24 protein-coding genes, 1 tRNA gene and 1 pseudogene are annotated in these 25,538 nt (G+C 54.6%); 20 read left to right on the top strand and 6 right to left on the bottom strand.

Translation table 11 applies throughout. The features are described from left to right. Positions 1 to 44: 44 nt before the first annotated feature. From pmrB to dacB, 3 genes are read right to left on the bottom strand one after another with little or no spacing between them, the layout of a single operon-like run. Positions 45 to 1,106 (bottom strand): two-component system sensor histidine kinase PmrB, encoded by a 1,062-nt coding sequence (gene pmrB, locus B3041_RS13755; RefSeq protein ID WP_065650278.1) that lies wholly within the window; start codon positions 1,104 to 1,106, stop codon positions 45 to 47. Continuing rightward, positions 1,103 to 1,765, bottom strand: coding sequence for a two-component system response regulator PmrA (gene pmrA / locus B3041_RS13750; RefSeq protein ID WP_065650277.1), 663 nt, complete (start codon positions 1,763 to 1,765; stop codon positions 1,103 to 1,105). Before pmrA ends, pmrB begins: the two co-directional genes overlap by 4 nt. Next, positions 1,765 to 3,198: a serine-type D-Ala-D-Ala carboxypeptidase gene (gene dacB, locus B3041_RS13745; RefSeq protein ID WP_065650276.1), complete on the bottom strand. Its 1,434-nt coding sequence runs from the start codon at positions 3,196 to 3,198 to the stop codon at positions 1,765 to 1,767. Before dacB ends, pmrA begins: the two co-directional genes overlap by 1 nt. Before the next feature lie 246 nt (positions 3,199 to 3,444). Here dacB and greA point away from each other — a divergent pair, with 246 nt between their 5' ends. Then, entirely contained in the window at positions 3,445 to 3,921 is a 477-nt protein-coding gene (gene greA / locus B3041_RS13740) for a transcription elongation factor GreA (protein ID WP_039382260.1), read from the top strand. Positions 3,922 to 4,042: 121 nt separating this feature from the next. Here the strand turns inward: greA and yhbY are convergent, their stop codons facing one another. After that, entirely contained in the window at positions 4,043 to 4,336 is a 294-nt protein-coding gene (gene yhbY, locus B3041_RS13735; RefSeq protein ID WP_065650275.1) for a ribosome assembly RNA-binding protein YhbY, read from the bottom strand. 126 nt (positions 4,337 to 4,462) lie between these two features. Here yhbY and rlmE point away from each other — a divergent pair, with 126 nt between their 5' ends. The 16 genes from rlmE to B3041_RS13660 all read left to right on the top strand — a co-directional run bounded on the left by rlmE (position 4,463) and on the right by B3041_RS13660 (position 22,555). Then, complete coding sequence (gene rlmE / locus B3041_RS13730; RefSeq protein WP_039382266.1) at positions 4,463 to 5,092, top strand: 23S rRNA (uridine(2552)-2'-O)-methyltransferase RlmE; 630 nt, start codon at positions 4,463 to 4,465, stop codon at positions 5,090 to 5,092. A gap of 173 nt (positions 5,093 to 5,265) precedes the next feature. Continuing rightward, entirely contained in the window at positions 5,266 to 7,194 is a 1,929-nt protein-coding gene (gene ftsH, locus B3041_RS13725) for an ATP-dependent zinc metalloprotease FtsH (RefSeq protein ID WP_065650274.1), read from the top strand. An 82-nt stretch (positions 7,195 to 7,276) separates the two neighbouring features. After that, the gene (folP, locus tag B3041_RS13720) at positions 7,277 to 8,110 is read left to right on the top strand and encodes a dihydropteroate synthase (protein ID WP_065650273.1); all 834 of its coding nucleotides are present in this window, start codon (positions 7,277 to 7,279) and stop codon (positions 8,108 to 8,110) included. Positions 8,111 to 8,115: 5 nt separating this feature from the next. Continuing rightward, on the top strand, positions 8,116 to 9,450 hold the full coding sequence (gene glmM / locus B3041_RS13715) for a phosphoglucosamine mutase (RefSeq protein WP_065650272.1): 1,335 nt from the start codon (positions 8,116 to 8,118) through the stop codon (positions 9,448 to 9,450). Positions 9,451 to 9,666: 216 nt separating this feature from the next. Further along, positions 9,667 to 10,002: a preprotein translocase subunit SecG gene (gene secG, locus B3041_RS13710; protein ID WP_292975755.1), complete on the top strand. Its 336-nt coding sequence runs from the start codon at positions 9,667 to 9,669 to the stop codon at positions 10,000 to 10,002. A gap of 53 nt (positions 10,003 to 10,055) precedes the next feature. Next, a tRNA-Leu gene (locus B3041_RS13705) sits at positions 10,056 to 10,142 on the top strand. A gap of 322 nt (positions 10,143 to 10,464) precedes the next feature. Further along, on the top strand, positions 10,465 to 10,917 hold the full coding sequence (gene rimP, locus B3041_RS13700) for a ribosome maturation factor RimP (protein ID WP_065650271.1): 453 nt from the start codon (positions 10,465 to 10,467) through the stop codon (positions 10,915 to 10,917). A gap of 24 nt (positions 10,918 to 10,941) precedes the next feature. Beyond that, on the top strand, positions 10,942 to 12,429 hold the full coding sequence (nusA, locus tag B3041_RS13695) for a transcription termination factor NusA (RefSeq protein WP_065650270.1): 1,488 nt from the start codon (positions 10,942 to 10,944) through the stop codon (positions 12,427 to 12,429). A gap of 17 nt (positions 12,430 to 12,446) precedes the next feature. After that, the gene (gene infB, locus B3041_RS13690; RefSeq protein WP_292975751.1) at positions 12,447 to 15,143 is read left to right on the top strand and encodes a translation initiation factor IF-2; all 2,697 of its coding nucleotides are present in this window, start codon (positions 12,447 to 12,449) and stop codon (positions 15,141 to 15,143) included. Between the two features lie 66 nt (positions 15,144 to 15,209). Further along, positions 15,210 to 15,617 carry a 30S ribosome-binding factor RbfA gene (gene rbfA / locus B3041_RS13685; protein WP_039382283.1) on the top strand — a complete coding sequence of 136 codons (408 nt, stop codon included), beginning with the start codon at positions 15,210 to 15,212 and terminating at the stop codon, positions 15,615 to 15,617. Next, positions 15,617 to 16,561, top strand: a complete 945-nt coding sequence (truB, locus tag B3041_RS13680) for a tRNA pseudouridine(55) synthase TruB (RefSeq protein ID WP_065650268.1) — start codon at positions 15,617 to 15,619, stop codon at positions 16,559 to 16,561. The genes rbfA and truB overlap by 1 nt, the downstream gene beginning before the upstream one ends. Before the next feature lie 134 nt (positions 16,562 to 16,695). Then, on the top strand, positions 16,696 to 16,965 hold the full coding sequence (gene rpsO / locus B3041_RS13675; protein ID WP_010615981.1) for a 30S ribosomal protein S15: 270 nt from the start codon (positions 16,696 to 16,698) through the stop codon (positions 16,963 to 16,965). Positions 16,966 to 17,272: 307 nt separating this feature from the next. Then, a complete protein-coding gene (gene pnp, locus B3041_RS13670) occupies positions 17,273 to 19,405 on the top strand; it encodes a polyribonucleotide nucleotidyltransferase (protein WP_065650267.1) in 2,133 nt (710 codons plus the stop codon). 185 nt (positions 19,406 to 19,590) lie between these two features. Then, on the top strand, positions 19,591 to 20,475 hold the full coding sequence (gene nlpI / locus B3041_RS13665) for a lipoprotein NlpI (RefSeq protein WP_065650266.1): 885 nt from the start codon (positions 19,591 to 19,593) through the stop codon (positions 20,473 to 20,475). Positions 20,476 to 20,580: 105 nt separating this feature from the next. Further along, positions 20,581 to 20,637, top strand: a complete 57-nt coding sequence (yrbN, locus tag B3041_RS16935; protein ID WP_100229640.1) for a protein YrbN — start codon at positions 20,581 to 20,583, stop codon at positions 20,635 to 20,637. Between the two features lie 16 nt (positions 20,638 to 20,653). Continuing rightward, entirely contained in the window at positions 20,654 to 22,555 is a 1,902-nt protein-coding gene (locus B3041_RS13660; RefSeq protein ID WP_065650265.1) for a DEAD/DEAH family ATP-dependent RNA helicase, read from the top strand. A gap of 69 nt (positions 22,556 to 22,624) precedes the next feature. Here the strand turns inward: B3041_RS13660 and B3041_RS13655 are convergent, their stop codons facing one another. After that, entirely contained in the window at positions 22,625 to 23,635 is a 1,011-nt protein-coding gene (locus tag B3041_RS13655) for a luciferase-like monooxygenase (RefSeq protein WP_292975680.1), read from the bottom strand. Positions 23,636 to 23,936: 301 nt separating this feature from the next. Here B3041_RS13655 and B3041_RS16930 point away from each other — a divergent pair. Then, positions 23,937 to 24,184 (top strand): annotated as a pseudogene (locus B3041_RS16930) (SCP2 domain-containing protein); the annotation flags it as partial. A 59-nt stretch (positions 24,185 to 24,243) separates the two neighbouring features. Continuing rightward, on the top strand, positions 24,244 to 24,750 hold the full coding sequence (locus tag B3041_RS13650; protein ID WP_065650263.1) for a GNAT family N-acetyltransferase: 507 nt from the start codon (positions 24,244 to 24,246) through the stop codon (positions 24,748 to 24,750). Here B3041_RS13650 and B3041_RS13645 read toward each other — a convergent pair. Beyond that, complete coding sequence (locus tag B3041_RS13645; protein ID WP_065650262.1) at positions 24,734 to 25,021, bottom strand: GIY-YIG nuclease family protein; 288 nt, start codon at positions 25,019 to 25,021, stop codon at positions 24,734 to 24,736. The two genes, B3041_RS13650 and B3041_RS13645, sit on opposite strands and share 17 nt — an antisense overlap. A 74-nt stretch (positions 25,022 to 25,095) precedes the next feature. Between B3041_RS13645 and B3041_RS13640 the strand changes: the two genes are divergently transcribed. Beyond that, complete coding sequence (locus B3041_RS13640) at positions 25,096 to 25,515, top strand: YhbP family protein (RefSeq protein WP_065650261.1); 420 nt, start codon at positions 25,096 to 25,098, stop codon at positions 25,513 to 25,515. Positions 25,516 to 25,538 lie beyond the last annotated feature (23 nt).

The following is a 25,538-nucleotide window of genomic DNA, read 5'->3' as shown; positions in this document are numbered from 1 at the left end:
AAAGCGGCCTCCGGGCCGCTTTTTTTATCGGATAATCGGGGTGTTTAGCCGTTGAGCTGATGTGGCAGCGTACAGCGGGCAATCAGTCCGCTGCGATCTTCACGATTTTCCAGCGTCAGGGTACCGCGATGCATTTGCACAATACGCAGTACGATATTCAGGCCCAGTCCGCTGCCGCCATAGCGCTGATCGCGACGGCGAAAGGCTTGGGTTAACTCCTCTGCGGCGCCGGCGTCAATACCTGGCCCTTCATCCCATATTTCGACTTTTACCTGCTGTGCATCCTGGTACAGCTTAACCCGTACTTCGCTGTTTTCCGGGCTATAGCGCGAGGCGTTCTCCAGCAAATTGCGCAGCATCAGACGCAACAGCACGGCTTCTCCCTGCTGCGGGATATCATGGCCCTCTGGCCAGTACAGTTGCTGCTGACGTTGTAGCAACAGCTCGTCCATCTCGGGTTTCAGCGGCTGCATAATATCCTGCTGCCACCACAGCTGCTGATAGTGGCCGCCCGCCAGCGCCTGACCGGCACGGGACAGCATGAGTAGCTGCTCTACGGTGTGCATCAGCTGATCAATCCGGCTAATCAGCATCTCACTCTGCGGCACGTGCTGCTGCTGCAGCAGTTCCAGATGCAGCCGCAGTCCTGCCAGTGGCGTACGCAGTTCATGCGCTGCGTCGGCGGTAAACAGCCGCTCCTGCTGCAGCGTATGGTCCAGACGGGAGAACAGCTGATTGATCGCGCCGGTGACGGCAACAATTTCATCCATGTCAGCATACACCGGCAGAGGAGTGAGATTATCGGCGGAGCGATGCGCCAGGCTGTCCTGCAGCAGTTTGAGCGGACGAATAATCCAGTTGATCGCCCAGAATGAGAGCAGCAGCGTCAGGCATACCATGACCAGTGAGGGCAGCAAAAGCGAAGCGATCGCTTCGCGGATCTCATTTTCTACCCGCTGATTGCGCGCCTGCGCTGAGAGTGTTTCATTGACAAGAAAGCTGATCTGCTCCCGGCTCTCGTGCCAGAGCCAGATCACGCTCATCACCTGACAGATCAGCAGGATCAGCGCCAGCATGATCAGTAAACGCTGCCGCATACTGTTCATTCGCGCAGTTCCAGCCGGTAACCCACCCCGCGCACCGTTTTAATACGATCTTTACCCAGCTTGCGGCGCAGGTTGTGAATATGCACTTCCAGCGTGTTGGATCCGGGATCGTCGTTCCAGCTGTAAAGATCCTGCTGCAGCGTTTCACGATGCACATTTTGTCCGATGCGCATCAGCAGACGCGTCAGCAGCGCAAACTCTTTGGGCGTAATATCCACTGACTGATTTTCAAGCAGTACCTGCTGAGAACTGAGATTGAGTGTCAGATCGCCCTGCTGCAGCTGGTTATCGCTGTGACCCTGATAGCGGCGGATCAGCGCCCGCACCCGCGCCTGCAGCTCTGCAAGCGCGAAAGGTTTGATCAGATAATCATCCGCGCCGGCATCAAGACCTTCAACGCGATCCTCCAGCGCATCACGCGCCGTCAGGATCAGCACCGGGATCGTAAGGCCTTCGCGCCGCCACTGGCGCAGCAGCGAGGCGCCGTCGCGATCCGGCAGACCAAGATCCAGTACGATCAGCGTATACTGACCGCTGCGCAACAGCGCGTTACTCTCTGCAGCGCTGCCGGCGCAGTCGACCGCATAGCCCTTAGCGCTCAGTGCCTGTGCCAGACCCGACTGCAGCAGTGCATCATCTTCAACAATCAACAATTTCATTAGTTGTTTTTGTTAATGTCCGTGTAGAGGCGGCTTTCAAAGCGTACCAGCGGAATGCGCCGCGTTTTCTGATTTTCCGGCGGTACAGCATAGCCTGACAGGAATTGCACAAAGGCAACCCGCGCACCGCTGGACGTGGTGATGAACCCAGCCAGATTATAGACGCCCTGCAGAGAACCGGTTTTTGCTGAGACTTTGCCATCAAGCCCCGCTTCATGCAGACCACCACGATACTGAAGCGTGCCATCGTAGCCGGCCAGCGGCAGCATGGAGATGTAGTTAAGCGTGGCATCGTTTTTAGCGATGTACTGCAGCACCTGCATCATTGTTTCCGGAGAGATCAAATCGTGACGCGAGAGGCCGGAACCATCGACCTGAATGCTGTTACCCATATCGATACCGGCTTTTTCACGCAGAATTCGCCGCACGGCATCAGAGGCGGCACGAAACGTACCCGGCACGTTAAAGTAGTGATGGCCGATGGTGCGGAACACGGTGTCCGCAATCATGTTGTCCGACTTTTTCAGCATCATGCGCAGCAGCGTATGCAGCGGCGCGGATTGGGTCGAGGCGAGCACCGTACCCGGTGACGTAACCTGCGTCTGGCGTACCAGATGACCGCTATAATCAATATCAGCCGCACGCAGCATCCCTTTCAGGATCTCACCTGACCAGGCGGCATCATCCTGAACCGCAAAGGCGAGCGGCAGCGGCTCTGCACGCTGGCGCATACAGCCTGTCAGCGTATAGCGGTTGAGTTCACCCGGCACCACATCCAGCTCGCAGTACTGGCCTTCGCCACTGTTAGGAGCAAGCGTCCGGACCTGGCTGAACATATGGGCCGGATAATAAGAAGCGATACGCACAAAGGCTGTTTCGCCGGCGGTTTTGCCACTGTAAAGCGACACCGAGAAACAGTTTTTGTCGACAATCGCCGCGCCGGGTGGTGCGCTGAAGCACTGGGTCAGATCGTTCCATGGCCAGCCGGGAGCCATATCATGGCTGGCAAAAACAGAGGTATCAATCACCAGATTGCCTTTAATATGGGTGATGCCCTGCTGCTTCAGCGCAGCGACCATATTGCGCAGATTCTGCCTGCTCAGCGTAGGATCGCCGCCAAAGCGCGCCACCAGATCGCCATTCAGCGTGCCGTCGGTAATGGCACCGCGTGTCTCAAGCGTAGTCTGAAAGCGGAAGTCGGGTCCCAGCTCCAGAAGTGCCGCCAGCGCCGTGATCACTTTCATGGTGCTGGCCGGTAAAGCCATCTGTTTTCCGTGATAGTCGATAATAGGGGTTGATGCGCCCACTTTCTGTACCATCAGCGCCAGGTTCGCGCCGTCAGGTAAATACTGCATGTATTCTTCAACGGGGGCCGCTTGTGCCTGCAGCATTACCGCGCAGGTTAGTCCGGTAACAAGTCGTGAAAATCGCATAATCTCGCGGTAACTGACGGATGGGGCGTCAATACTACGTCCCCGGACAGGGCAAAGTAAACGATGACCCACAGGGAACTCTGGGGTAAAATACGTATCAAAATGCAAAACCGATCCCTGACCCGGAAAGCTTTCCGGGTCAGGGTTCTTTTGCTTTTGAAAAGGGGCCGTGTGCCGCAGAAGCGATTTTTCTGCTGTCACCAGTCAGGATGACACCGTTAACCAGGATAGAGACGAGGAGCCAAAATGAATCAGATTCCGATGACGTTACAAGGCGCTGAGAAGCTGCGTGAAGAGCTGAACGAACTGAAAACCGTAAAGCGTCCGCGCATCATCGCCTCCATCGCTGAAGCTCGTGAGCATGGCGACCTGAAAGAAAACGCCGAGTACCATGCTGCGCGTGAAGAGCAGGGGTTTTGCGAAGGGCGTATTCAGGAGATTGAAGCTAAACTTTCTAATGCGCAGGTGATCGACATCACATCTATGCCAAAAACCGGTCGCGTCATTTTCGGTGCCACGGTAACTGTGCTGAATGTTGATACAGACGAAGAGTTTACTTACCGCATTGTGGGTGACGATGAAGCAGATTTTAAACAAAATCTGATCTCGGTTAACTCTCCAATGGCGCGGGGTCTGGTAGGTAAAGAGGCCGATGACGTAGCTATTGTGAAAACGCCAGGCGGTGATGTGGAGTATGAAGTGCTGAAGGTTGAATATCTGTAAGCACCCGCTGTGGTGACGCAGGGCAGATTGTAAAGAAAGGAAAAAGGCCGCATGGCGGCCTTTTATCGCATGCGTGAGCGTGGCACTTTCTCTGCCCGCAGCGCCGCGCGTAGTGTGTAGCTTAACGAGGCAGCGTGATTTTACGCTCTTTCGCCGGGCGGTACAGCACCAGCACATTGCCGATAACCTGCACATTGCTGGCGTTGGTTTCACGCACAATAGCTTCAACGATCAGCTGCTTGGTTTCGCGATCTTCTGAGGCAATTTTCACCTTAATCAGTTCGTGATGCTCAAGCGCCTGTTCGATTTCGGCGAGCACGCCTTCAGTAAGGCCGTTGCCGCCCAGCATGACTACTGGCTTCAGTGGGTGGGCCAGGCCTTTCAGGTGCTGTTTTTGTTTGGTACTCAGATTCATCGTATTTTTTGCTTACTCAGGGATTGAAAACGGGTCATTCTACCGCCATCTCGGGTATATCGCCAAATCATCGCTACCCATTGCGCGCTGATTTATCGCTACGATGACGATTTAACTGGAAAAATTATGACGGGTAAAAAGCGTTCGGCCAGTTCCAGTCGCTGGCTTCAGGAACACTTTAGCGATAAATATGTGCTTCAGGCACAGAAAAAAGGGCTGCGTTCGCGTGCCTGGTTTAAACTTGATGAAATTCAGCAGGGTGACAAGCTGTTTAAACCCGGTATGACCGTAGTGGATTTAGGCGCGGCGCCCGGTGGCTGGTCACAATATGTGGTACAACAGATTGGCAACAGCGGGCGGGTTATTGCCTGCGATCTGCTACCCATGGATCCGATTGTCGGCGTTGATTTTATGCAGGGTGACTTCCGCGACGAGGCTGTGCTGAAAGCGCTGCTTGAGCGGGTAGGGGACCAGAAAGTTCAGGTAGTGATGTCAGATATGGCACCTAACATGAGCGGCACGCCGGCTGTGGATATTCCACGTTCAATGTATTTAGTTGAACTGGCGCTGGAAATGTGTCGGGATGTATTGGCTCCCGGCGGCAGTTTTGTTGTGAAAGTGTTTCAGGGAGATGGCTTCGATGAATACCTCCGGGAAATTCGCTCCCTATTTACGAAAGTGAAAATTCGTAAGCCAGACGCTTCGCGGTTACGTTCACGTGAAGTGTATATTGTGGCGACAGGGCGCAAACTGTAGGCCCGATTACCGGCGTCAAAGCAAGCTGAATACTGCGTTTATCCCGGCCTGATTCTGAGTTTCAGGATAAACCAGTAAATTCATCCATGCTGCGATTCCAGGTATGAAGGATATATAGTACCCTACGCTGTCTGTTAACACCGTTGTAATATGAGGTTAATCCCTTGAGTGACATGGCGAAAAACCTGATTCTCTGGTTAGTCATCGCGGTCGTGCTGATGTCAGTATTCCAGAGCTTTGGGCCCAGCGAGTCGAATGGCCGTAGGGTTGATTATTCAACCTTCCTGTCGGAAGTGAACCAGGATCAGGTCCGCGAGGCACGTATTAACGGGCGTGAAATTAACGTAACCAAAAAAGACAGTAATAAATATACCACCTACATTCCTGTCAACGATCCCAAGTTACTCGATAACCTGCTGACCAAAAACGTCAAAGTAGTGGGTGAACCACCTGAAGAGCCAAGCCTGCTGGCTTCTATCTTCATTTCCTGGTTCCCGATGCTGCTGCTGATTGGCGTATGGATCTTCTTTATGCGTCAGATGCAGGGCGGCGGCGGAAAGGGCGCGATGTCCTTCGGCAAAAGCAAAGCCCGCATGCTGACGGAAGACCAGATCAAAACCACCTTTGCCGATGTCGCTGGTTGCGATGAAGCGAAAGAAGAGGTGGGTGAGCTGGTAGAGTATCTGCGTGAACCAAGCCGCTTCCAGAAGCTGGGCGGTAAAATCCCGAAAGGCGTCCTGATGGTGGGCCCGCCGGGTACAGGTAAAACGCTGCTGGCTAAAGCGATTGCCGGTGAAGCAAAAGTTCCTTTCTTTACCATTTCCGGTTCAGACTTCGTAGAAATGTTTGTTGGTGTCGGTGCATCTCGTGTGCGTGACATGTTCGAACAGGCGAAAAAAGCGGCGCCGTGCATCATCTTTATCGATGAGATCGATGCAGTAGGACGTCAGCGTGGTGCTGGTTTAGGCGGTGGTCACGATGAGCGTGAGCAGACGCTGAACCAGATGCTGGTTGAGATGGATGGTTTTGAAGGTAATGAAGGCATTATCGTTATTGCTGCCACAAACCGTCCGGACGTACTGGATCCGGCGCTGCTGCGTCCAGGCCGTTTCGACCGTCAGGTTGTGGTTGGCCTGCCGGATGTGCGCGGTCGTGAACAGATCCTGAAAGTGCATATGCGCCGTGTGCCGCTGGCAACAGATATTGATGCCGGTATTATCGCACGCGGAACGCCGGGCTTCTCAGGCGCCGATTTGGCAAACCTGGTCAACGAAGCTGCACTTTTTGCTGCCCGCGGTAACAAGCGTGTGGTGTCGATGGTTGAGTTTGAGAAAGCCAAAGACAAAATCATGATGGGTGCAGAGCGCCGCTCCATGGTGATGACGGAAGCGCAGAAAGAGTCAACGGCTTATCATGAAGCCGGGCATGCGATCATTGGTCGTCTGGTGCCAGAACACGATCCGGTCCATAAAGTAACGATCATTCCGCGCGGTCGCGCGCTGGGTGTGACGTTCTTCCTGCCGGAAGGTGATGCTATCAGCGCCAGTCGTCAGAAGCTGGAAAGTCAGATTTCCACGCTTTATGGCGGTCGTCTGGCAGAAGAGATCATCTACGGTGCTGAGCATGTCTCTACCGGTGCCTCTAACGACATCAAAGTGGCGACCAATCTGGCACGCAACATGGTGACGCAGTGGGGCTTCTCAGAGAAGCTGGGTCCGTTGCTTTATGCGGAAGAAGAAGGTGAAGTGTTCCTTGGCCGTTCCGTAGCGAAAGCCAAGCATATGTCAGATGAGACTGCGCGCATTATTGATCAGGAAGTTAAACACCTGATCGACAGCAACTACCAGCGTGCACGTCGTATTCTGGGTGAGAACATGGATATTCTTCATGCGATGAAAGATGCGCTGATGAAGTATGAAACCATTGATGCTCCGCAGATTGATGACCTGATGGCGCGCCGCGATGTGCGACCACCAGCGGGCTGGGAAGATCCCGGCAGCAGCAACTCTGACAGTAACGGTACGCCAAAGGCGCCACGTCCGGTTGATGAACCGCGTACGCCGAACCCGGGTAACACCATGTCTGAGCAGTTCAATAAATAAGAGGCCATCACCTCAGCAAAAACCCCGGCCAGTCCGGGGTTTTTTACATTTAACATTTGACCACTTCAGGACAAGACCTGCCATGAAACTCCACGCACGTGATGCCTTTCTCGATCTCTCCTTCCCCCACGTAATGGGTATTCTGAATGTGACCCCCGACTCCTTTTCTGATGGCGGTGCGCATAACTCTCTGGTAAACGCGCTGACGCACACCAATGAGATGGTGAACGCCGGCGCAACCATCATTGATGTCGGTGGTGAGTCGACCCGGCCCGGAGCGGAGGAGGTCAGCGTTGAAGAGGAACTGGAGCGGGTTATTCCGGTCGTGGAGGCCATTGCGCAGCGGTTTGAGGTCTGGATCTCCGTTGACACTTCCAAGCCTGAGGTAATCCGTGAAGCCGCGAAAGCGGGTGCTCACATCATCAATGATATTCGCTCGCTTTCGGCGCCAGGGGCGCTTGATGCGGCGGCAGAGACCGGTTTACCGGTTTGCCTGATGCATATGCAGGGTGAACCCCGTACCATGCAGCAGACCCCCACATATAAAAATGTCATCAGCGAAGTGGACGCTTACTTCGCTGCCCAAATTGCGCGTTGTGAAGCGGCAGGTATTAAAAAAGCGCAACTGTTACTCGACCCGGGCTTTGGTTTCGGTAAGAATCTCAGCCACAATTATGAGCTGCTGGCCCACCTGAGCCATTTTCACCATTACGGCTTACCGCTGCTGGTGGGAATGTCGCGTAAATCGATGATTGGCCAGCTGCTTAATGTCGGCCCGGCACAGCGACTTACCGGCAGCCTGAGCTGCGCAGTGATTGCTGCGATGCAGGGCGCGCAGATTATTCGCGTGCATGATGTGAAAGAGACGGTTGAAGCGATGCGCATCGTGGAAGCGACCCAGAGAGCAAAAGGATAAAAGGCATGAGTGAGCGTAAATATTTTGGTACAGATGGCATCCGCGGCAAAGTAGGCGAAGCGCCGATTACGCCCGATTTTGTACTGAAGCTGGGTTTTGCAGCAGGCAAAGTGCTGGCGCGTTCAGGTTCCAGAAAGGTATTAATCGGTAAAGACACGCGTATTTCTGGCTATATGCTGGAGTCGGCGCTGGAAGCCGGGCTGGCAGCCGCCGGTCTCTCTGCAGCGTTTACCGGACCGATGCCAACCCCGGCAATCGCCTACCTGACCCGAACGTTCCGCGCAGAAGCAGGGATCGTTATTTCCGCCTCTCACAATCCGTTTGACGATAACGGCATCAAATTCTTCTCCGCTGAGGGCACCAAGCTGCCGGATGATGTGGAAGAAGCGATTGAGCGTGAGCTGGAAAAGCCCCTGACCTGCGTGGAGTCTGCCGAACTGGGGCGTGCCAGCCGCATTGTTGATGCCGCGGGTCGCTATATTGAGTTCTGCAAAGGCACGTTCCCCGGTGAACTGAGCCTCAACGGCCTGAAAATCGTGGTGGATTGCGCAAATGGTGCCACCTATCACATCGCTCCTAACGTGCTGCGTGAACTGGGGGCACAGGTAATAGCAATTGGCGTGCAGCCCGATGGCATGAACATCAACAAGGCGTGCGGGGCAACTGACCTGCGTCAGCTGCAGCAGCGGGTTGTGGAAGAGCAGGCCGATCTTGGCCTTGCCTATGACGGGGACGGCGATCGCATCATGATGGTGGATCATCTGGGTCAGAAAGTGGATGGTGACCAGATCCTCTACATCATTGCGCGCGAAGCACTGCGTCAGGGTCAGCTGCGCGGTGGCGTGGTCGGAACGCTGATGAGTAACATGGGTCTGGAGCTGGCGCTGAAGCAGCTGGGTATTCCGTTTACCCGCGCTAAAGTAGGCGATCGCTATGTACTGGAAAAGATGCAGGAAAAAGGCTGGCGCATGGGGGCTGAGAACTCCGGGCACGTCATTCTGCTGGATAAAATCAGTACCGGCGACGGCATTGTAGCAAGTTTGCAAGTGCTTACTGCGATAGTACGTAACCACATGAGCCTGCACGATCTGTGCAGCGGCATGAAAATGCTGCCGCAAATTCTGGTTAACGTGCGCTTTACCGGCAGCCACGATCCGCTGGAGAGTGAAAGCGTTAAAGCCGCAGCTGCCGAAGCGGAGCGCGCGCTGGCTGGACGCGGGCGGGTACTGCTGCGTAAATCAGGCACAGAGCCGCTGATCCGTGTGATGGTAGAAGGCGAAGATGAGGCGCAGGTCACCGCGCTGGCGCATAATATTGCCGCAGCGGTAAAAGCGGCTTAAAGCCGGCCAGGCGGCAGGTCTGTCGCCTTTTCGCCTGGTAAATCATCATGCTGGCGCTTTTTTCTGCAATTAAATTTTATGGCTAAAATTGCACTTGCAGAGCCAGGCGCCTTTGGTTAGTATTCACACCCGCTTCTGATGGGTAATGACGAGACTACCCGTCTGTATTGGTTGAAGCTTTAACTGTGCGGTTACGCGCAAGGAAACAGGTTGATTATGTACGAAGCTCTGTTAGTTGTTTTCCTTATTGTGGCGATTGGCCTGGTTGGTCTGATCATGCTGCAGCAAGGCAAAGGCGCTGATATGGGAGCCTCATTCGGTGCAGGCGCTTCCGGTACGCTGTTTGGTTCAAACGGGTCAGGTAACTTTATGACACGTATGACCGCGATACTGGCTTCGCTGTTCTTCATTATCAGTCTGGTTCTGGGTAACCTGAACAGCAACAAGACTTCCAAAGGAAGCGAGTGGGAAAACCTCACTGCGCCAGCTCAGTCTGAACAGCAGACTCAGCCAGCTAAACCGGCAACCCCGGGCAATGACATCCCGCAGTAAGCAGTAAATCGTCAACGCTTAAGCGACCATACTATCGTCGCAGTCAGTGCAGTACCGAGGTGGTGAAATTGGTAGACACGCTACCTTGAGGTGGTAGTGCTCGAAAGGGCTTACGGGTTCAAGTCCCGTCCTCGGTACCAATTCTCAGTAAAACTTGCTATTTTCGCAAGATCGGCGTAATATTCGCCACGTTTTCGGACGCGGGGTGGAGCAGCCNNGTCGTCGGTTCAAATCCGGCCCCCGCAACCACTTTCCCTTAGAGTTCTTTTTCAAATATACTGTATGCATCGACGGACGCACTATCAGTGAGTTTTTGAAAAAAATTCTTCTGGATTGTGCGCCGAAGCCGCACTGCGGCATACAGGGTCCAGTCATAAAAAGCCCCGATTTTTCGGGGTTTTTTGTTATCAGGAAATCGTAACACTGGGCTTTAGGCCCTTTTTTTATGTCTTGGGGGTGGGCTTGTCCACATTAGAGCAAAAATTGACAGAGTTGATCTCTGCTCCGGTAGAAGCGCTTGGCTACGAACTGGTCGGTATTGAATTCGTTCGTGGTCGCACATCAACCTTGCGCATCTATATTGATAGCGAAGAGGGTATCAATGTTGATGATTGCGCCGATGTTAGCCACCAGGTGAGCGCTGTAATGGATGTGGAAGATCCAATTACGGTGGCTTACAACCTTGAAGTTTCCTCGCCGGGTCTCGATCGTCCACTTTTCACCGCAGCACACTACGCGCGCTTTGCGGGTGAGGAAGTCAGCCTGGTCCTGCGGATGGCGGTACAGAATCGTCGCAAATGGCAGGGCATCATCAAGTCGGTGGAAGGCGAGATGATCACAGTGACCGTCGAGGGTAACGATGAAGTGTTCGCGCTGAGCAACATTCAGAAAGCGAACCTGGTCCCCCACTTTTAAAAGTCCGGATTGAGGCTAACCAGGATGAATAAAGAAATCTTAGCTGTAGTAGAAGCCGTTTCTAATGAAAAAGCTCTGCCGCGTGAGAAAATCTTCGAAGCGCTGGAAAGCGCTTTGGCCACTGCGACCAAAAAGAAGTATGAGCAGGAGATCGACGTGCGCGTCAGTATTGACCGTCGCAGCGGCGATTTCGATACGTTCCGTCGTTGGGTAATCGTTGACGAAGTTACTCAGCCTACGCGTGAAATTACGCTGGACGCGGCTCGCTTCGAAGATGAAGCGCTCAATCTGGGCGATTACGTTGAAGATCAGATTGAATCTGTCACCTTTGACCGTATCACCACACAGACTGCGAAGCAGGTTATCGTTCAGAAAGTACGTGAAGCTGAACGCGCGATGGTTGTGGATCAGTTCCGCGAGCAGGAAGGCGACATCATCACCGGTCAGGTGAAGAAAGTGAATCGCGACAACATCACGCTGGATCTGGGCAGCAATGCCGAAGCGGTAATCGTCCGCGAAGATATGCTGCCACGTGAGAACTTCCGTCCGGGCGACCGTATTCGCGGCGTGCTGTATGCTGTGCGTCCTGAAGCGCGCGGTGCTCAGCTGTTTGTTACCCGCTCCAAACCTGAGATGCTGATCGAACTGTTCCGCATTGAGGTACCGGAAATTGGCGAAGAAGTTATCGAGATTAAAGCAGCCGCCCGCGATCCGGGCTCACGCGCTAAAATCGCGGTAAAAACCAACGATAAGCGTATCGATCCGGTAGGTGCCTGCGTCGGTATGCGCGGTGCGCGCGTACAGGCTGTTTCCAGTGAGCTGGGCGGCGAGCGTATCGATATCGTGCTGTGGGATGATAACCCGGCACAGTTTGTAATTAACGCCATGGCGCCTGCCGATGTGGCGTCAATCGTGGTGGATGAAGATAATCACACCATGGATATCGCTGTTGAGGCCGGTAATCTGGCTCAGGCGATCGGCCGTAATGGCCAAAACGTGCGTCTGGCTTCCCAGCTGAGCGGCTGGGAGCTGAACGTGATGACCGTCGACGATCTGCAGGCGAAGCATCAGGCTGAAGCCCATGCAGCAATCGATATGTTCACGAAACATCTCGACATCGACGAAGAGTTCGCCACCATACTGGTGGAAGAGGGCTTCTCTTCGCTGGAAGAACTGGCCTATGTGCCAATGAACGAGCTGCTGGAAATTGACGGCCTCGACGAAGAGACCATTGAAGCCCTGCGTGAACGAGCCAAAAATGCGTTAACCACCCTGGCATTAGCGAAAGAAGAAAGCCTTGGTAATCAGGAGCCCGCTGAGGACTTGCTGAATCTTGAAGGCCTGGATCGTGCGCTTGCCTATCGCCTGGCGTCAAAAGGCGTTTGCACGCTGGAAGATCTCGCTGAGCAAGGTGTTGACGATCTGACAGATATTGAAGGGCTGGATGATGAGAAGGCCGGTGCGCTGATTATGGCTGCACGTAATATCTGCTGGTTCGGCGATGACGCGTAATAACAGGAAGGAACAGCATGACAGATGTAACCGTAAAATCGCTGGCCGCCGAAATTCAGACTCCGGTCGATCGCCTGGTACAGCAATTTGCTGATGCGGGGATCCCTAAGTCTGAAAACGACGCGGTGTCCCAGCAAGAGAAAGAGACATTACTGTCCCACCTGAACCGTGAGCACGGTCAAACCAGTTCAGGTAAACTGACGTTGCAGCGCAAAACGCGCAGCACCTTGAATATTCCGGGCACCGGGGGTAAAAGTAAATCGGTGCAAATTGAAGTTCGCAAAAAGCGCACATACGTGAAGGGTGATGCAGAAGCTGAGCAGCAGGCTCAGGCAGAAGCGGAAGCCGAGGCACAGCGCGTAGCGGAAGAGCAGGCGCGTCGCGAGGCGGAAGAACAAGCCCGTCTCGAGGCTGAATTAAAAGCGCAACGTGAAGCCGAAGATAAAGCCAGGCGCGAAGCCGCTGACAAGGCCAAGCGTGAAGCAGCGGAAAAAGATAAAGTGACAAACCAACCTACCGATGAAGTGACCAAGGCTACGCAGTCTGATAAAGCCCGTCGCGAAGCTGAAGCGGCTGAACTGAAGCGTAAAGCCGAAGAAGAAGCTCGCCGTAAGCTTGAAGAGAGTGCACGCCGCGTAGCAGAAGAAGCGCGCCGCCTGGCAGAAGAGAAAGGCGCTGAGTGGGACAAACCTGAGGAAGAAGATAAGGGTGACTACCACGTCACAACTTCAACTCATGCCCGTCAGGCAGAAGACGAAAACGATCGTCAGGTTGAAGCGGGCCGTGCACGTGCACGTACCACCGCTAAAGCCACGCGTCCTGCGAAAAAAGGCAACAAGCATTCAGAAGCTAAAACAGACCGTGAAGAAGCGCGTGCGCAGGTTCGCGGCGGTAAAGGCGGTAAGCATCGCAAACCTAGCGCGCTGCAGCAGGGCTTTAACAAGCCCGCTCAGGCCGTTAACCGCGACGTGATTATCGGCGAAACCATCACCGTAGCTGAACTGGCGAACAAGATGGCAGTGAAAGGTTCACTGGTCATCAAAGCGATGATGAAGATGGGCGCGATGGCGACTATCAACCAGGTTATCGACCAGGAAACTGCACAGCTGGTCGCGGAAGAGATGGGTCATAAAGTGATCCTGCGCCGCGAGAACGAGCTGGAAGAAGCGGTAATGGACGATCGTGATACCGATGCAGCGCAGGAAAGCCGTGCGCCGGTCGTGACCATCATGGGTCACGTTGACCACGGTAAAACCTCCCTGCTGGATTACATCCGCTCAACGAAAGTCGCCTCTGGCGAAGCGGGTGGTATCACCCAGCACATTGGTGCCTATCACGTTGAAACTGAAAACGGCATGGTCACCTTCCTGGATACCCCGGGACACGCCGCGTTTACCGCTATGCGTGCTCGTGGTGCGCAGGCAACGGATATCGTTATCCTGGTCGTTGCAGCGGACGATGGCGTGATGCCACAGACCGTCGAAGCGATTCAACACGCAAAAGCGGCCGGCGTACCGGTTGTGGTTGCCGTGAACAAGTGTGATAAGCCAGAAGCCGATCCGGATCGCGTGAAGAATGAGCTGACTCAGTACGGAATCATTCCGGAAGAGTGGGGCGGCGAAAACATGTTCGTTAACGTTTCTGCGAAAGCAGGTACCGGTATCGACGATCTGCTGAATGCCATTCTGCTGCAGGCGGAAGTGCTGGAGCTGACCGCAATTCGTGAAGGTATGGCGAGCGGCGTAGTTATCGAATCCTTCCTCGACAAAGGTCGTGGTCCGGTTGCTACCGTGCTGGTACGCGAAGGTACGCTGAATAAGGGCGATATCGTTCTGTGCGGCTTCGAGTATGGCCGTGTACGTGCGATGCGTGATGAGCTGGGACGTGAAGTACAGGAAGCAGGCCCATCCATTCCGGTCGAAATCCTCGGTCTGTCTGGCGTGCCGGCAGCGGGTGATGAAGCGACCGTGGTGCGTGACGAGAAGAAAGCGCGTGAAGTCGCACTCTATCGTCAGGGCAAATTCCGCGAAGTGAAACTGGCGCGTCAGCAGAAGTCCAAGCTGGAAAACATGTTTGCGAACATGACTGAAGGCGAAGTTTCCGAGCTGAACATCGTACTGAAGTCTGACGTACAGGGTTCGGTAGAAGCGATCTCCGACTCGCTGCTGAAACTCTCCACCGACGAAGTGAAGGTGAAGATTATCGGTTCTGGCGTGGGCGGTATCACCGAAACCGACGCTACGCTGGCGGCTGCTTCCAACGCAATTATCCTCGGCTTTAACGTCCGTGCTGACGCATCTGCGCGTCGCGTGATTGATTCTGAAAACGTCGACCTGCGTTACTACTCTGTCATCTATAATCTGATTGACGAAGTGAAAGCTGCGATGAGCGGTATGCTGGCGCCGGAATTCAAACAGCAGATCATCGGTCTGGCCGAAGTACGTGATGTGTTTAAATCACCGAAATTTGGCGCGATCGCGGGCTGTATGGTTACCGAAGGCAACATCAAGCGTCACAACCCAATCCGTGTTCTGCGTGACAACGTGGTTATCTATGAAGGCGAGCTGGAATCCCTGCGTCGCTTCAAAGATGATGTCAACGAAGTGCGTAACGGCATGGAGTGTGGTATCGGTGTGAAGAACTACAACGACGTTCGCGTTGGCGATATGATCGAAGTGTTCGAAATCATTGAAATTAAACGCACCATCGCATAATTCTATTATCGATGTACTGCAATTTGGGAGGCCACTGGCCTCCCGAATTATTTGGGAGATATCATTATGGCGAAAGAATTTGGTCGCCCGCAGCGGGTTTCTCAGGAGCTGCAAAAAGAGATCGCGATTATTCTGCAGCGCGAAATCAAAGATCCGCGTCTGGGCATGATGGTGACGGTCTCTGGCGTTGAAGTGTCGCGCGATCTGGCCTATGCCAAAGTATTTGTGACCTTCCTGAACGATCAGGATGAGGAAGCGGTAAAAAATGGTCTGAAAGCGCTGAAAGAGGCGTCAGGCTATATCCGCATTCTGCTGGGCAAGGCGATGCGTCTGCGCATCGTGCCGGAGCTGACCTTCTTCTATGACAATTCACTGATTGAAGGGATGCGCATGTCGAATCTGGTCTCTAACGTGATCAGAAACGATGCAGAGCGGCGCGGTGAAACCCCGGCGGAAGATGACAAGGAGGACTGATGAGTCGTCCTCGTCGTCGCGGCCGCGACGTACACGGTGTATTCCTGCTCGATAAGCATCAGGGCGCGTCGTCTAACGATGTGCTGCAAAAAGTTAAGCGCCTGTTTAATGCCAACAAAGCGGGTCATACCGGTGCGCTGGACCCGCTTGCCACCGGCATGCTGCCGGTTTGCCTGGGCGAAGCCACTAAGTTTTCGCAATATCTGCTCGACTCTGATAAGCGCTATCGCGTTATCGCCCGGCTGGGCGAGCGTACGGATACCTCCGACGCAGATGGCAACATTGTGGAAACGCGTCCGGTGACCTTCAGCCAGCCTGAGCTGGATGCAGCGCTGGAGAGTTTTCGCGGTGATACGATGCAGGTGCCGACCATGTTTTCGGCCCTGAAATATCAGGGGCGTAAACTGTATGAGTATGCGCGCGAAGGCGTAACCGTACCGCGTGAAGCCCGGCCAATTACCGTATTTGAGCTGCAGTTTATTCGCTGGGAAGGTGATGAGCTGGAGCTGGAGATCCACGTCTCCAAAGGCACCTATATTCGTACCATCATCGACGATTTGGGCGAGAAGCTGGGCTGTGGTGCGCATGTCATTATGCTGCGTCGCCTGCAGGTCGCACGCTACCCGATTGCACGAATGATGACGCTGGAGCAGCTGCAGGCGGTGGCAGCAGACGCGACAGCGGCTGAAACGCCTGACTACAGTGCACTTGATGCGCTGCTGTTGCCTATGGACAGCCCGGCAGAAGACTTTCCGGTAGTCAATCTGCCTGTAGCCGTTGCTGCCTGCTTTAAGCAGGGTATGCCCGTTCAGGCTGCAAACGCGCCGGCAACAGGACTGGTACGGGTAACGGAAGGCGAAACACAAAAATTTATCGGCATGGCTGAAATAGCCGCCGATGGACGGGTCGCGCCCCGCCGTCTGGTGGTGGAGTTTCCTGGCTGACCGCGCTGCTCAGCTTCGCTGCAACAGCGCATTTGCGTTGCCTGCGGGCGCAGAGTAGAATAGTTCGGCTTTAAAAGCGGGCTGCTGAATTAGAGATCGGCACCCATACATTCATTTTTTTACTGGAGTTTATTATGTCTCTAAGCGTAGAAGCTAAAGCAGAGATCGTTGCTAAATATGGTCGTGGCGCTAACGACAGCGGTTCAACTGAAGTTCAGGTTGCTCTGCTGACTGCTCAGATTAACCACCTGCAGGGTCACTTCTCTGAGCACAAGAAAGACCACCACAGCCGTCGCGGTCTGCTGCGCATGGTATCTCAGCGTCGTAAGCTGCTGGACTACCTGAAGCGTAAAGACGTTGCTCGCTACACCAGCCTGATCGAAAGCCTGGGTCTGCGTCGCTAAATCTGAAGAATCTGATCAAGGATGTATTACATGCATTATGCAAAAAAACGCATCTGACGATCAGATTTATGCGAGTTTCGCGAAAAGGGGGCCTTTAAGGCCCCTTTTTTCGAGCAATCCGCAGCAATCCAGACCAAAGTCATGTATTGTTGCTGAGTGTGATCTTTGTTTGCAGAGGTTCGCGCGGCTAATGAGAGGCTTTGCCGCAGGGGCGGTTGAGGGTTGTCATTAGTCGCGAGGATGCGACAAAGATCGGTTACTACTGGCGGGCCGCAATGGCTCTGCCCTGAATTTAAGGATGTTAATTTTGCTGAATCCGATCGTACGCAAATTCCAATATGGTCAGCATACTGTCACGCTGGAAACCGGCATGATGGCACGTCAGGCTACCGCAGCAGTGATGGTAAGCATGGACGACACCGCGGTATTTGTTACCGTGGTTGGCCAGAAGAAAGCGAAACCAGGCCAGGACTTTTTCCCGCTGACCGTTAACTATCAGGAGCGTACCTACGCTGCTGGTCGTATCCCGGGCAGCTTCTTCCGCCGTGAAGGCCGTCCAAGCGAAGGCGAAACCCTGATTGCGCGTCTGATTGACCGCCCGGTGCGTCCGCTGTTCCCGGAAGGCTTCGTTAACGAAGTGCAGGTTATCGCGACTGTGGTTTCTGTTAACCCTCAGGTTAACCCGGACATCGTCGCAATGATTGGCGCTTCCGCTGCGCTGTCACTGTCAGGTATTCCGTTCAACGGCCCAATCGGTTCTGCTCGCGTTGGTTACATCAACGACCAGTACGTGCTGAACCCGACCGCAGATGAGATCAAACAGTCACGTCTGGACCTGGTGGTTGCCGGTACCCAGAACGCGGTACTGATGGTTGAATCTGAAGCCGATATTCTGACTGAAGAGCAGATGCTGGGCGCTGTGGTATTTGGCCACGACCAGCAGCAGGTTGTTATCGAAAACATCAACGCACTGGTTGCCGAAGCGGGCAAACCGCGCTGGGACTGGAAACCAGAAGCCACTAACGATGCGCTGATTGCACGCGTTGCGGCACTGGCTGAAGCGCGCATCGCTGATGCTTACCGCATCACCGACAAGCAGGAGCGTTACGCGCAGGTTGGCGTGATCAAAGATGAAACGGTTGCTGCGCTGCTGGCTGAAGATGCTGCGCTGGATGATGCAGAAATCGGCGATATCGTGCATAGCCTGGAAAAGAACGTGGTTCGTACCCGCATTCTGAGCGGTGAACCGCGTATCGATGGTCGCGAGAAAGATATGATCCGCGGTCTGGACGTCCGTACCGGCGTACTGCCGCGCACGCACGGCTCTGCACTGTTCACCCGTGGTGAAACGCAGGCGCTGGTTGCTGCCACACTGGGTACCGCACGTGATGCGCAGAACCTGGATGAGCTGATGGGCGAGCGTACCGACAGCTTCCTGTTCCACTACAACTTCCCTCCATACTCCGTGGGCGAAACCGGCATGGTTGGCTCACCGAAGCGTCGTGAAATTGGTCACGGTCGTCTGGCGAAGCGCGGCGTGCTGGCAGTGATGCCTAAGCAGGAAGAGTTCCCGTACACCGTACGTGTTGTATCAGAAATCACTGAGTCAAACGGTTCTTCTTCTATGGCTTCCGTGTGCGGTGCTTCTCTGGCCCTGATGGATGCAGGTGTCCCGATCAAAGCAGCCGTTGCCGGTATTGCTATGGGTCTGGTGAAAGAAGATGAGAAGTTTGTCGTGCTGTCTGACATCCTGGGCGATGAAGATCACCTCGGCGATATGGACTTCAAAGTAGCCGGTAGCCGTGATGGTATTACTGCGCTGCAGATGGACATCAAAATTGAAGGCATTACCCGCGAAATCATGCAGGTTGCGCTGAACCAGGCTAAAGGTGCGCGTCTGCATATCCTGAGCGTTATGGAACAGGCTATCAGCACGCCGCGTCAGGAAATCTCTGAATTCGCACCGCGTATTTACACCATCAAAATCAGCTCTGACAAGATCAAAGATGTGATTGGTAAAGGCGGCTCAGTGATCCGTGCGCTGACCGAAGAGACCGGCACTACCATCGAAATCGAAGATGACGGTACCGTAAAAATCGCTGCGACCGACGGTCAGAAAGCGAAAGAAGCGATTCGTCGTATCGAAGAAATCACCGCTGAAATCGAAGTAGGCCGCATCTACTCCGGTAAAGTGACCCGTATCGTTGATTTCGGTGCGTTTGTGGCTATCGGTGGCGGTAAAGAAGGTCTGGTTCATATTTCTCAGATCGCCGACAAGCGCGTAGAGAAAGTGACTGACTATCTGCAGATGGGTCAGGAAGTACCGGTTAAAGTGATGGAAGTTGATCGTCAGGGCCGTGTACGTCTGAGCATCAAAGAAGCCACTGAGCAGAAGCCGGCAGACGCCGCTGCTGCTGTGGACGCTTCTGACGCCGAATAAGCGTGTCCTGATTAGCCCCTTCCTGCCTGGCGGGAAGGGGTGTTTGTATACCCTGGTAGCGTCAGATTTCGGCGGCTGTGCCGATAAGTTGACACCGCCGGGGTATCATCGCGAGGGCGGGAACCCTTGTGCATAGCAGGCGGATGACAGGATGGTTATCCCAATGTTTGTATCGGGAGTGGGAAATGAAGCCTTTTTTGCGCTGGTGTATTGTTGCGACAGCTATTTCGCTGGCAGGATGCAGCAACTCCAATTGGCGTAAGAACGAAGTTCTGGCAGTACCTTTGCAGCCCACACTGCAGCAAGAGGTCATTCTGGCGCGAATGGAACAAATTCTTGCCAGTCGGGCCCTGACCGACGATGAACGCGCACAGCTGTTATATGAGCGCGGAGTGTTGTATGATAGTTTGGGTCTGAGGGCACTGGCGCGGAACGATTTCTCGCAAGCGCTGTCTATAAGACCAGATATGCCAGAAGTGTTTAACTATCTTGGTATATACTTAACGCAGGCTGGCAACTTTGATGCCGCCTACGAAGCGTTTGATTCTGTACTTGAGCTTGATCCAACTTACAATTATGCGCATTTGAACCGCGGTATCGCTCTCTACTACGGTGGTCGATACAGGTTAGCGCAAGATGATCTGCTGGCGTTTTATCAAGACGATCCTAACGATCCGTTCCGCAGCCTCTGGCTCTATCTCACTGAACGCGAGATGGATAAAGACCAGGCTAAAGTAGCGCTGAAACAGCGTTATGACAAAGCGGCTAAGGACCAATGGGGATGGAATATTGTCGAGTTCTACCTGGGCGACATCAGTGAAAAAACATTGATGGAACGTCTCAAGGCGGACGCAACGGATAACACCTCGCTCGCTGAACATCTCAGTGAAACCAACTTCTATTTAGGTAAGTACTACCTAAGTCTGGGGGAGAAGGACGACGCGAAAGCGTTGTTCAAACTGGCGGTGTCTAACAACGTTAACAACTTTGTTGAACACCGATACGCATTGTTGGAACTGGCGCAACTCGGCCAGACACAAGACGATTTATCAGAATCTGACCAGCAATAGCTGACGAACTTTTATTGCCTGTTGTACCTGTAAAGTCATCACCTTAAGAGGTGAGGGCTTTTCTGTTCGTCAAAACTTCTAATTTGAGCCGGTTCACACTTTTTGATGAAAATGACTGAAAATTTTCACGACGAGTTATGTAGACTGGCCGCCGCAATCTAAGAGGCACGTGTACTACATGACTGATATTCAAACCACTTTTGCTGATCTGGGCCTGAACGCCGACATCCTCGAATCTCTGAACGGTATGGGCTACGTTAAGCCTTCCCCAATCCAGGCTGAGTGTATTCCTCACCTGCTGGCGGGCCGCGATGTTCTGGGTATGGCGCAGACCGGTAGTGGTAAAACCGCGGCGTTCTCACTGCCGCTGTTAAACAACGTTGATCCTTCTGTCCGCGCACCACAGATCCTGGTGCTGGCACCGACCCGCGAACTGGCGGTGCAGGTGGCTGAAGCAATGACAGAATTCTCTAAACACATGCGTAACGTCAACGTCGTGGCCCTGTATGGCGGCCAGCGTTATGACGTACAGCTGCGCGCCCTGCGTCAGGGACCACAGATTGTTGTGGGTACCCCGGGTCGCCTGCTGGACCACCTGAAACGTGGCACTCTGGACCTCTCTAACCTGCGTGGTCTGGTACTGGACGAAGCTGATGAAATGCTGCGTATGGGCTTCATCGAAGACGTTGAAACCATCATGGCGCAGATCCCGGAAGGTCATCAGACCGCACTGTTCTCTGCAACTATGCCAGAAGCGATTCGTCGTATTACCAAACGCTTCATGAAAGATCCGCAGGAAGTGCGTATCCAGTCAAGCGTAACCACGCGCCCGGATATTTCACAGTCTTACTGGACCGCTTACGGCCGTAAAACTGAAGCGCTGGTGCGTTTCCTGGAAGCAGAAGATTTTGATGCAGCGATCATTTTCGTGCGGACTAAAAACGCAACGCTGGAAGTGGCTGAAGCCTTAGAGCGCAGTGGCTACAACAGCGCCGCGCTGAACGGCGACATGAACCAGGCACTGCGTGAGCAGACGCTGGAGCGCCTGAAAGATGGCCGTCTCGATATCCTGATTGCTACCGACGTTGCGGCCCGTGGCCTGGACGTAGAGCGTATCAGCTTGGTCGTAAACTACGATATCCCGATGGATGCGGAATCATATGTTCACCGTATTGGCCGTACCGGTCGTGCGGGTCGTGCTGGCCGTGCGCTGCTGTTCGTTGAGAACCGCGAGCGTCGTCTGCTGCGCAACATTGAACGCACCATGAAGCTGACTATTCCGGAAGTAGAACTGCCAAACGCAGAGCTGCTGGGTGAACGTCGTCTGGCTAAGTTCGCCGCTAAAGTTCAGCAGCAGCTGGAAAGCAGCGATCTGGATCAGTATCGTGCACTGCTGAGCAAAATGCAGCCGGAAGAAGAGCTGGATATCGAAACGCTGGCAGCAGCCCTGCTGAAAATGGCTCAGGGTGAACGTCCGCTGATCGTACCGGCTGACGCGCCGCGTCCGCAGCGTCGTGAGTTCCGCGATCGTGATGACCGCGCTGATCGTCCGCGTCGTGACCGTGACAGCCGTGGTGAGAGCCGTGATGGCGATCGTCCACGTCGTGAGCGTCGTGACGTTGGCGAAATGCAGCTTTACCGCATTGAAGTGGGCCGCGATGACGGCGTTGAAGTTCGCCACATTGTGGGTGCTATCGCTAACGAAGGTGATATCAGCAGCCGCTACATTGGTAACATCAAGCTGTTTGGCACGCACTCCACCATCGAGCTGCCAAAAGGCATGCCGGGTGAGGTTCTGCAGCACTTTACCCGCACGCGTATTCTGAACAAGCCGATGAATATGCAGCTGCTGGGTGATGCGCAGCCGCACGAACGTACTGAGCGCCGCAGTGGCGGTCGTGACTTCGGTGGCGAGCGTCGCAGCAGCGCACCGCGTGGCGACAGTGCACCACGTGGTGAAGGCGCACCGCGTCGCTTCTCAGAGCGTCGTGAAGGTGGCCGCGAAGGCGGACGCTTTAGCCGTGAAGCGGGCCGTGGCCCACGTCGCGACGAAGGCACCTCACGTCGTCGTGATGCATAATCGCTAAACGTTAAGCAGTAAAAAGGGACGCCATATGGCGTCCCTTTTTTTATCTTTTTGGCTCAGCCGTTACAGCGTGCTGGCGGCTTCCATTGCCAGTGCAAAGGAGCGCAGCCGCGCGCTGGAATCAAAGATCTGACCGTTAACCATGATCTCATCCGCCTGCGTTTCACGCTGCAGCGCAGCCAGACCGTGACGCACCTTTTCGCTGTCGCCCACTATCGACATGCTCAGCGCCTGCTGCACCCCATACTGCTCTGACGGTGACCAGAGGTTGTCCATATTTTCCACCGGCGCAGGCAGCGGGCCCGGTTTACCGCGGCGCAGGTTGATAAACTGCTGCTGCATAGAGGTAAACAGGAAGCGCGCGTCGCGTTCGCTATCCGCCGCGACTATATTCACACACACCATAGCGTATGGCTTTGCCAGCCGCGCTGAAGGCTGGAATTTTTCCCGATACAGGTGCAGCGCCTGCAGCAGAAGATCCGGAGCAAAATGCGAGGCAAAGGCAAACGGCAGCCCGAGCTTCGCCGCCAGCTGGGCGCTATAGAGGCTTGAACCGAGCAGCCATACCGGAATTTTCAGGCCGAGTCCCGGCACAGGCTGTACCGGATGATGTTCGCCCTCTTCAGCGTCAAACCAGCGCAGCAGTTCAGCGACATCTTCCGGGAAGCTGTCAGCCTGAGCGCTGGAGAGATGACGGCGCAGCGCCATCATCGTGCGCTGATCGGAACCCGGTGCACGGCCCAGCCCGAGATCGATACGGCCAGGGTAGAGCGACTCCAGGGTACCAAACTGTTCGGCGATCACCAGCGGCGCATGATTGGGCAGCATAATCCCGCCGGAGCCAAGCCGCAGAGTTTCAGTGTTTGCTGCGAGATAACCAATCAGTACCGAAGTTGCTGCGCTGGCAATGCCGGTCATGTTGTGATGCTCAGCGAGCCAGTAGCGGTGGAAATCCAGCGCTTCCGCCTGGCGCGCCAGCGCCAGTGAGTTGTGAAAGGCGTCGCGCGCAGACGCGCCTTGCGGAATAGGAGCCAGATCCAGCACGGACAGGCGAACAGGTTTTTTCTCAGACATGAGTACTCCAGCAAATGATGGCGCAGGCGTTGAGCAGCCTGCTGCCATAAGTATTACGCAACATTACCCATATTAAAACTGCTATTACGGGCAGGGATATAGCCGGATTGTGCCTTTATTAACCATTTCCCGCAGGGTCTCCCGCTTTTCCTGATGCGCAGTGACCACCTTGTTGATCTCAGCACATAACCCCGTGCGACTGACGTGGCATAATTGATCACATTTTACAGAATGCGCTGCGCTACACTGTTCGCGTCTGTACACTGCCTGTTGGCGGAAAAAGTATTCTGATTACGCGTTTATTGCGGGCGTAACCGGAAATCGGACGGAAAAAAGTCTTTTGCAACAACTCTTAAACGCGCAATTTCGTCATGTTTTCGTCAAAGGTGAGTTAGACTTTCTGCAAGGGCGCGGCCTGGGCGATCGGGATTGCTGCGAGTCAGTTTTGCCGCATCGCTACGCTGCAGGCGGCGTCTGACCGTTTCACGCGATGCCGAAGCAGATGCCGGGTTTCGCGGCGAAGCCAATGACTTGCTGCTGGTAGCTGCTCTGGCTAAAGCAGAAAGGAAACAGGAGGCGCAGGCTTATGCGTCACGCACGGGGATGCCATGTTAATTCGTACTGAGATTGGCGTTGATGCTGCCGGCATCGATAGCCTGCTAAAACGCAGTTTTGCGACGACAGCTGAGGCTGAACGGGTACAGCAGCTGCGCGAAGATGGATTGCTCACGCTGGGCGTGGTGGCGACCGACGATGAAGGTCAGGTGCTGGGCTACGCTGCTTTCAGTCCGGTGACGCTGCAGGGTGAAGATCGTAACTGGGTGGCGCTGGCCCCGCTGGCTGTTGACAGCTCGTTGCGCGGGCAGGGTCTTGCAAAGCAGCTGGTTTATGAGGGTCTCGATTCCCTGAACGAATTCAGCTACAGCGCGGTCGTGGTGCTGGGCGATCCCGCTTTTTACCAGCCGCTGGGTTTCGAGCCGGCGGCGCGCCATGGGCTGCACTGCCGCTGGCCCGACAGCGAAAGCGCATTTCAGGTTTATAAGCTGGCTGACGATGCGTTCAGCGGCGCGGAAGGGTTAGTCGTATTTGCTGCGCCGTTCAACCACGCTGAGTAAACCAGGTCGTCAGACACGCCGGCTGCTGCGCGATCAGCAGCAGTTTATGGGTACGGGCGAGTTGCTTGACCTGATACTCCAGGCGTGAGGCCGCAGCGCGGTCCCCGGCGGGGCAGTGAAACATCAGCGTCAGTGGTCCCTTGCCGCGCAGCGAGCGGGCGCCGCGTCCCTGCTGATGCTGCTGCAGCCGGCGCGCCACATCGGTAGTAATTCCGGTATAGATCATCCCGGCAGCGGTTTGCAGCATATAAAGCTGCCAGTTCTGTTCCATTTCTCAGACCTCAAAACAAAGCACCGGCAGTGTAACGCGCCGCCGCGTTCACGGCTATGTGCAGGGAGCGACCTTTGTCCGATCTGTCTCATTTACTGCGTTATCTGAAGAAACAGCATGTGCTTTCGATCTGTGCCAGCGCACCGGAAGAGCTGTGGTGCGCTAATTGCTACTATCTGTTTGATGAAGCACAGATGGCATTCTGGCTGATGAGCGACACCGCCACGCGGCATGGTGCAATGATGCTGCATAACCCGCAGGTCGCAGGCACCATCAATGGCCAGCCAAAAAGTGTTCAGCTGCTTAAAGGTGTGCAATATCGTGGACGGGTGCAACTCAGCGAGGACGCGCAGGCATTAAGCGCCTATCAGCGCCGTTTTCCGGTAGCTAAAAAAAGGATTGCTCCGCTCTGGCAGCTCACGATAGATGAGCTGAAGATGACGGATAACACGCTGGGTTTTGGGAAGAAAATCAGCTGGCAGCGTACCGCATAATGACAGGGGCGCATGAATGCGCC

Origin of the sequence: Pantoea sp. UBA4549 (genome assembly GCF_002387285.1) — a bacterium.
GTDB classification, from domain to species: Bacteria; Pseudomonadota; Gammaproteobacteria; order Enterobacterales; family Enterobacteriaceae; genus Pantoea; species Pantoea borealis.
Note: the sequence above shows the minus strand (reverse complement) of the source record. Positions and strands in the feature narration are given on the sequence as shown.

Bases quoted from the DNA above. Each gene is read 5' to 3' on its own strand.
- secG (WP_292975755.1), top strand. From the start codon at position 9,667: ATGTACGAAGCTCTGTTAGTTGTTTTCCTTATTGTGGCGATTGGCCTG.
- B3041_RS13650 (WP_065650263.1), top strand. From the start codon at position 24,244: ATGTTAATTCGTACTGAGATTGGCGTTGATGCTGCCGGCATCGATAGC.
- dacB (WP_065650276.1), bottom strand. From the start codon at position 3,198: ATGCGATTTTCACGACTTGTTACCGGACTAACCTGCGCGGTAATGCTG.
- ftsH (WP_065650274.1), top strand. From the start codon at position 5,266: ATGGCGAAAAACCTGATTCTCTGGTTAGTCATCGCGGTCGTGCTGATG.
- glmM (WP_065650272.1), top strand. From the start codon at position 8,116: ATGAGTGAGCGTAAATATTTTGGTACAGATGGCATCCGCGGCAAAGTA.
- rlmE (WP_039382266.1), top strand. From the start codon at position 4,463: ATGACGGGTAAAAAGCGTTCGGCCAGTTCCAGTCGCTGGCTTCAGGAA.
- yhbY (WP_065650275.1), bottom strand. From the start codon at position 4,336: ATGAATCTGAGTACCAAACAAAAACAGCACCTGAAAGGCCTGGCCCAC.
- nlpI (WP_065650266.1), top strand. From the start codon at position 19,591: ATGAAGCCTTTTTTGCGCTGGTGTATTGTTGCGACAGCTATTTCGCTG.
- rbfA (WP_039382283.1), top strand. From the start codon at position 15,210: ATGGCGAAAGAATTTGGTCGCCCGCAGCGGGTTTCTCAGGAGCTGCAA.
- infB (WP_292975751.1), top strand. From the start codon at position 12,447: ATGACAGATGTAACCGTAAAATCGCTGGCCGCCGAAATTCAGACTCCG.
- B3041_RS13655 (WP_292975680.1), bottom strand. From the start codon at position 23,635: ATGTCTGAGAAAAAACCTGTTCGCCTGTCCGTGCTGGATCTGGCTCCT.
- truB (WP_065650268.1), top strand. From the start codon at position 15,617: ATGAGTCGTCCTCGTCGTCGCGGCCGCGACGTACACGGTGTATTCCTG.
- pmrB (WP_065650278.1), bottom strand. From the start codon at position 1,106: ATGAACAGTATGCGGCAGCGTTTACTGATCATGCTGGCGCTGATCCTG.
- B3041_RS13645 (WP_065650262.1), bottom strand. From the start codon at position 25,021: ATGGAACAGAACTGGCAGCTTTATATGCTGCAAACCGCTGCCGGGATG.
- B3041_RS13660 (WP_065650265.1), top strand. From the start codon at position 20,654: ATGACTGATATTCAAACCACTTTTGCTGATCTGGGCCTGAACGCCGAC.
- rpsO (WP_010615981.1), top strand. From the start codon at position 16,696: ATGTCTCTAAGCGTAGAAGCTAAAGCAGAGATCGTTGCTAAATATGGT.
- greA (WP_039382260.1), top strand. From the start codon at position 3,445: ATGAATCAGATTCCGATGACGTTACAAGGCGCTGAGAAGCTGCGTGAA.
- nusA (WP_065650270.1), top strand. From the start codon at position 10,942: ATGAATAAAGAAATCTTAGCTGTAGTAGAAGCCGTTTCTAATGAAAAA.
- folP (WP_065650273.1), top strand. From the start codon at position 7,277: ATGAAACTCCACGCACGTGATGCCTTTCTCGATCTCTCCTTCCCCCAC.
- pmrA (WP_065650277.1), bottom strand. From the start codon at position 1,765: ATGAAATTGTTGATTGTTGAAGATGATGCACTGCTGCAGTCGGGTCTG.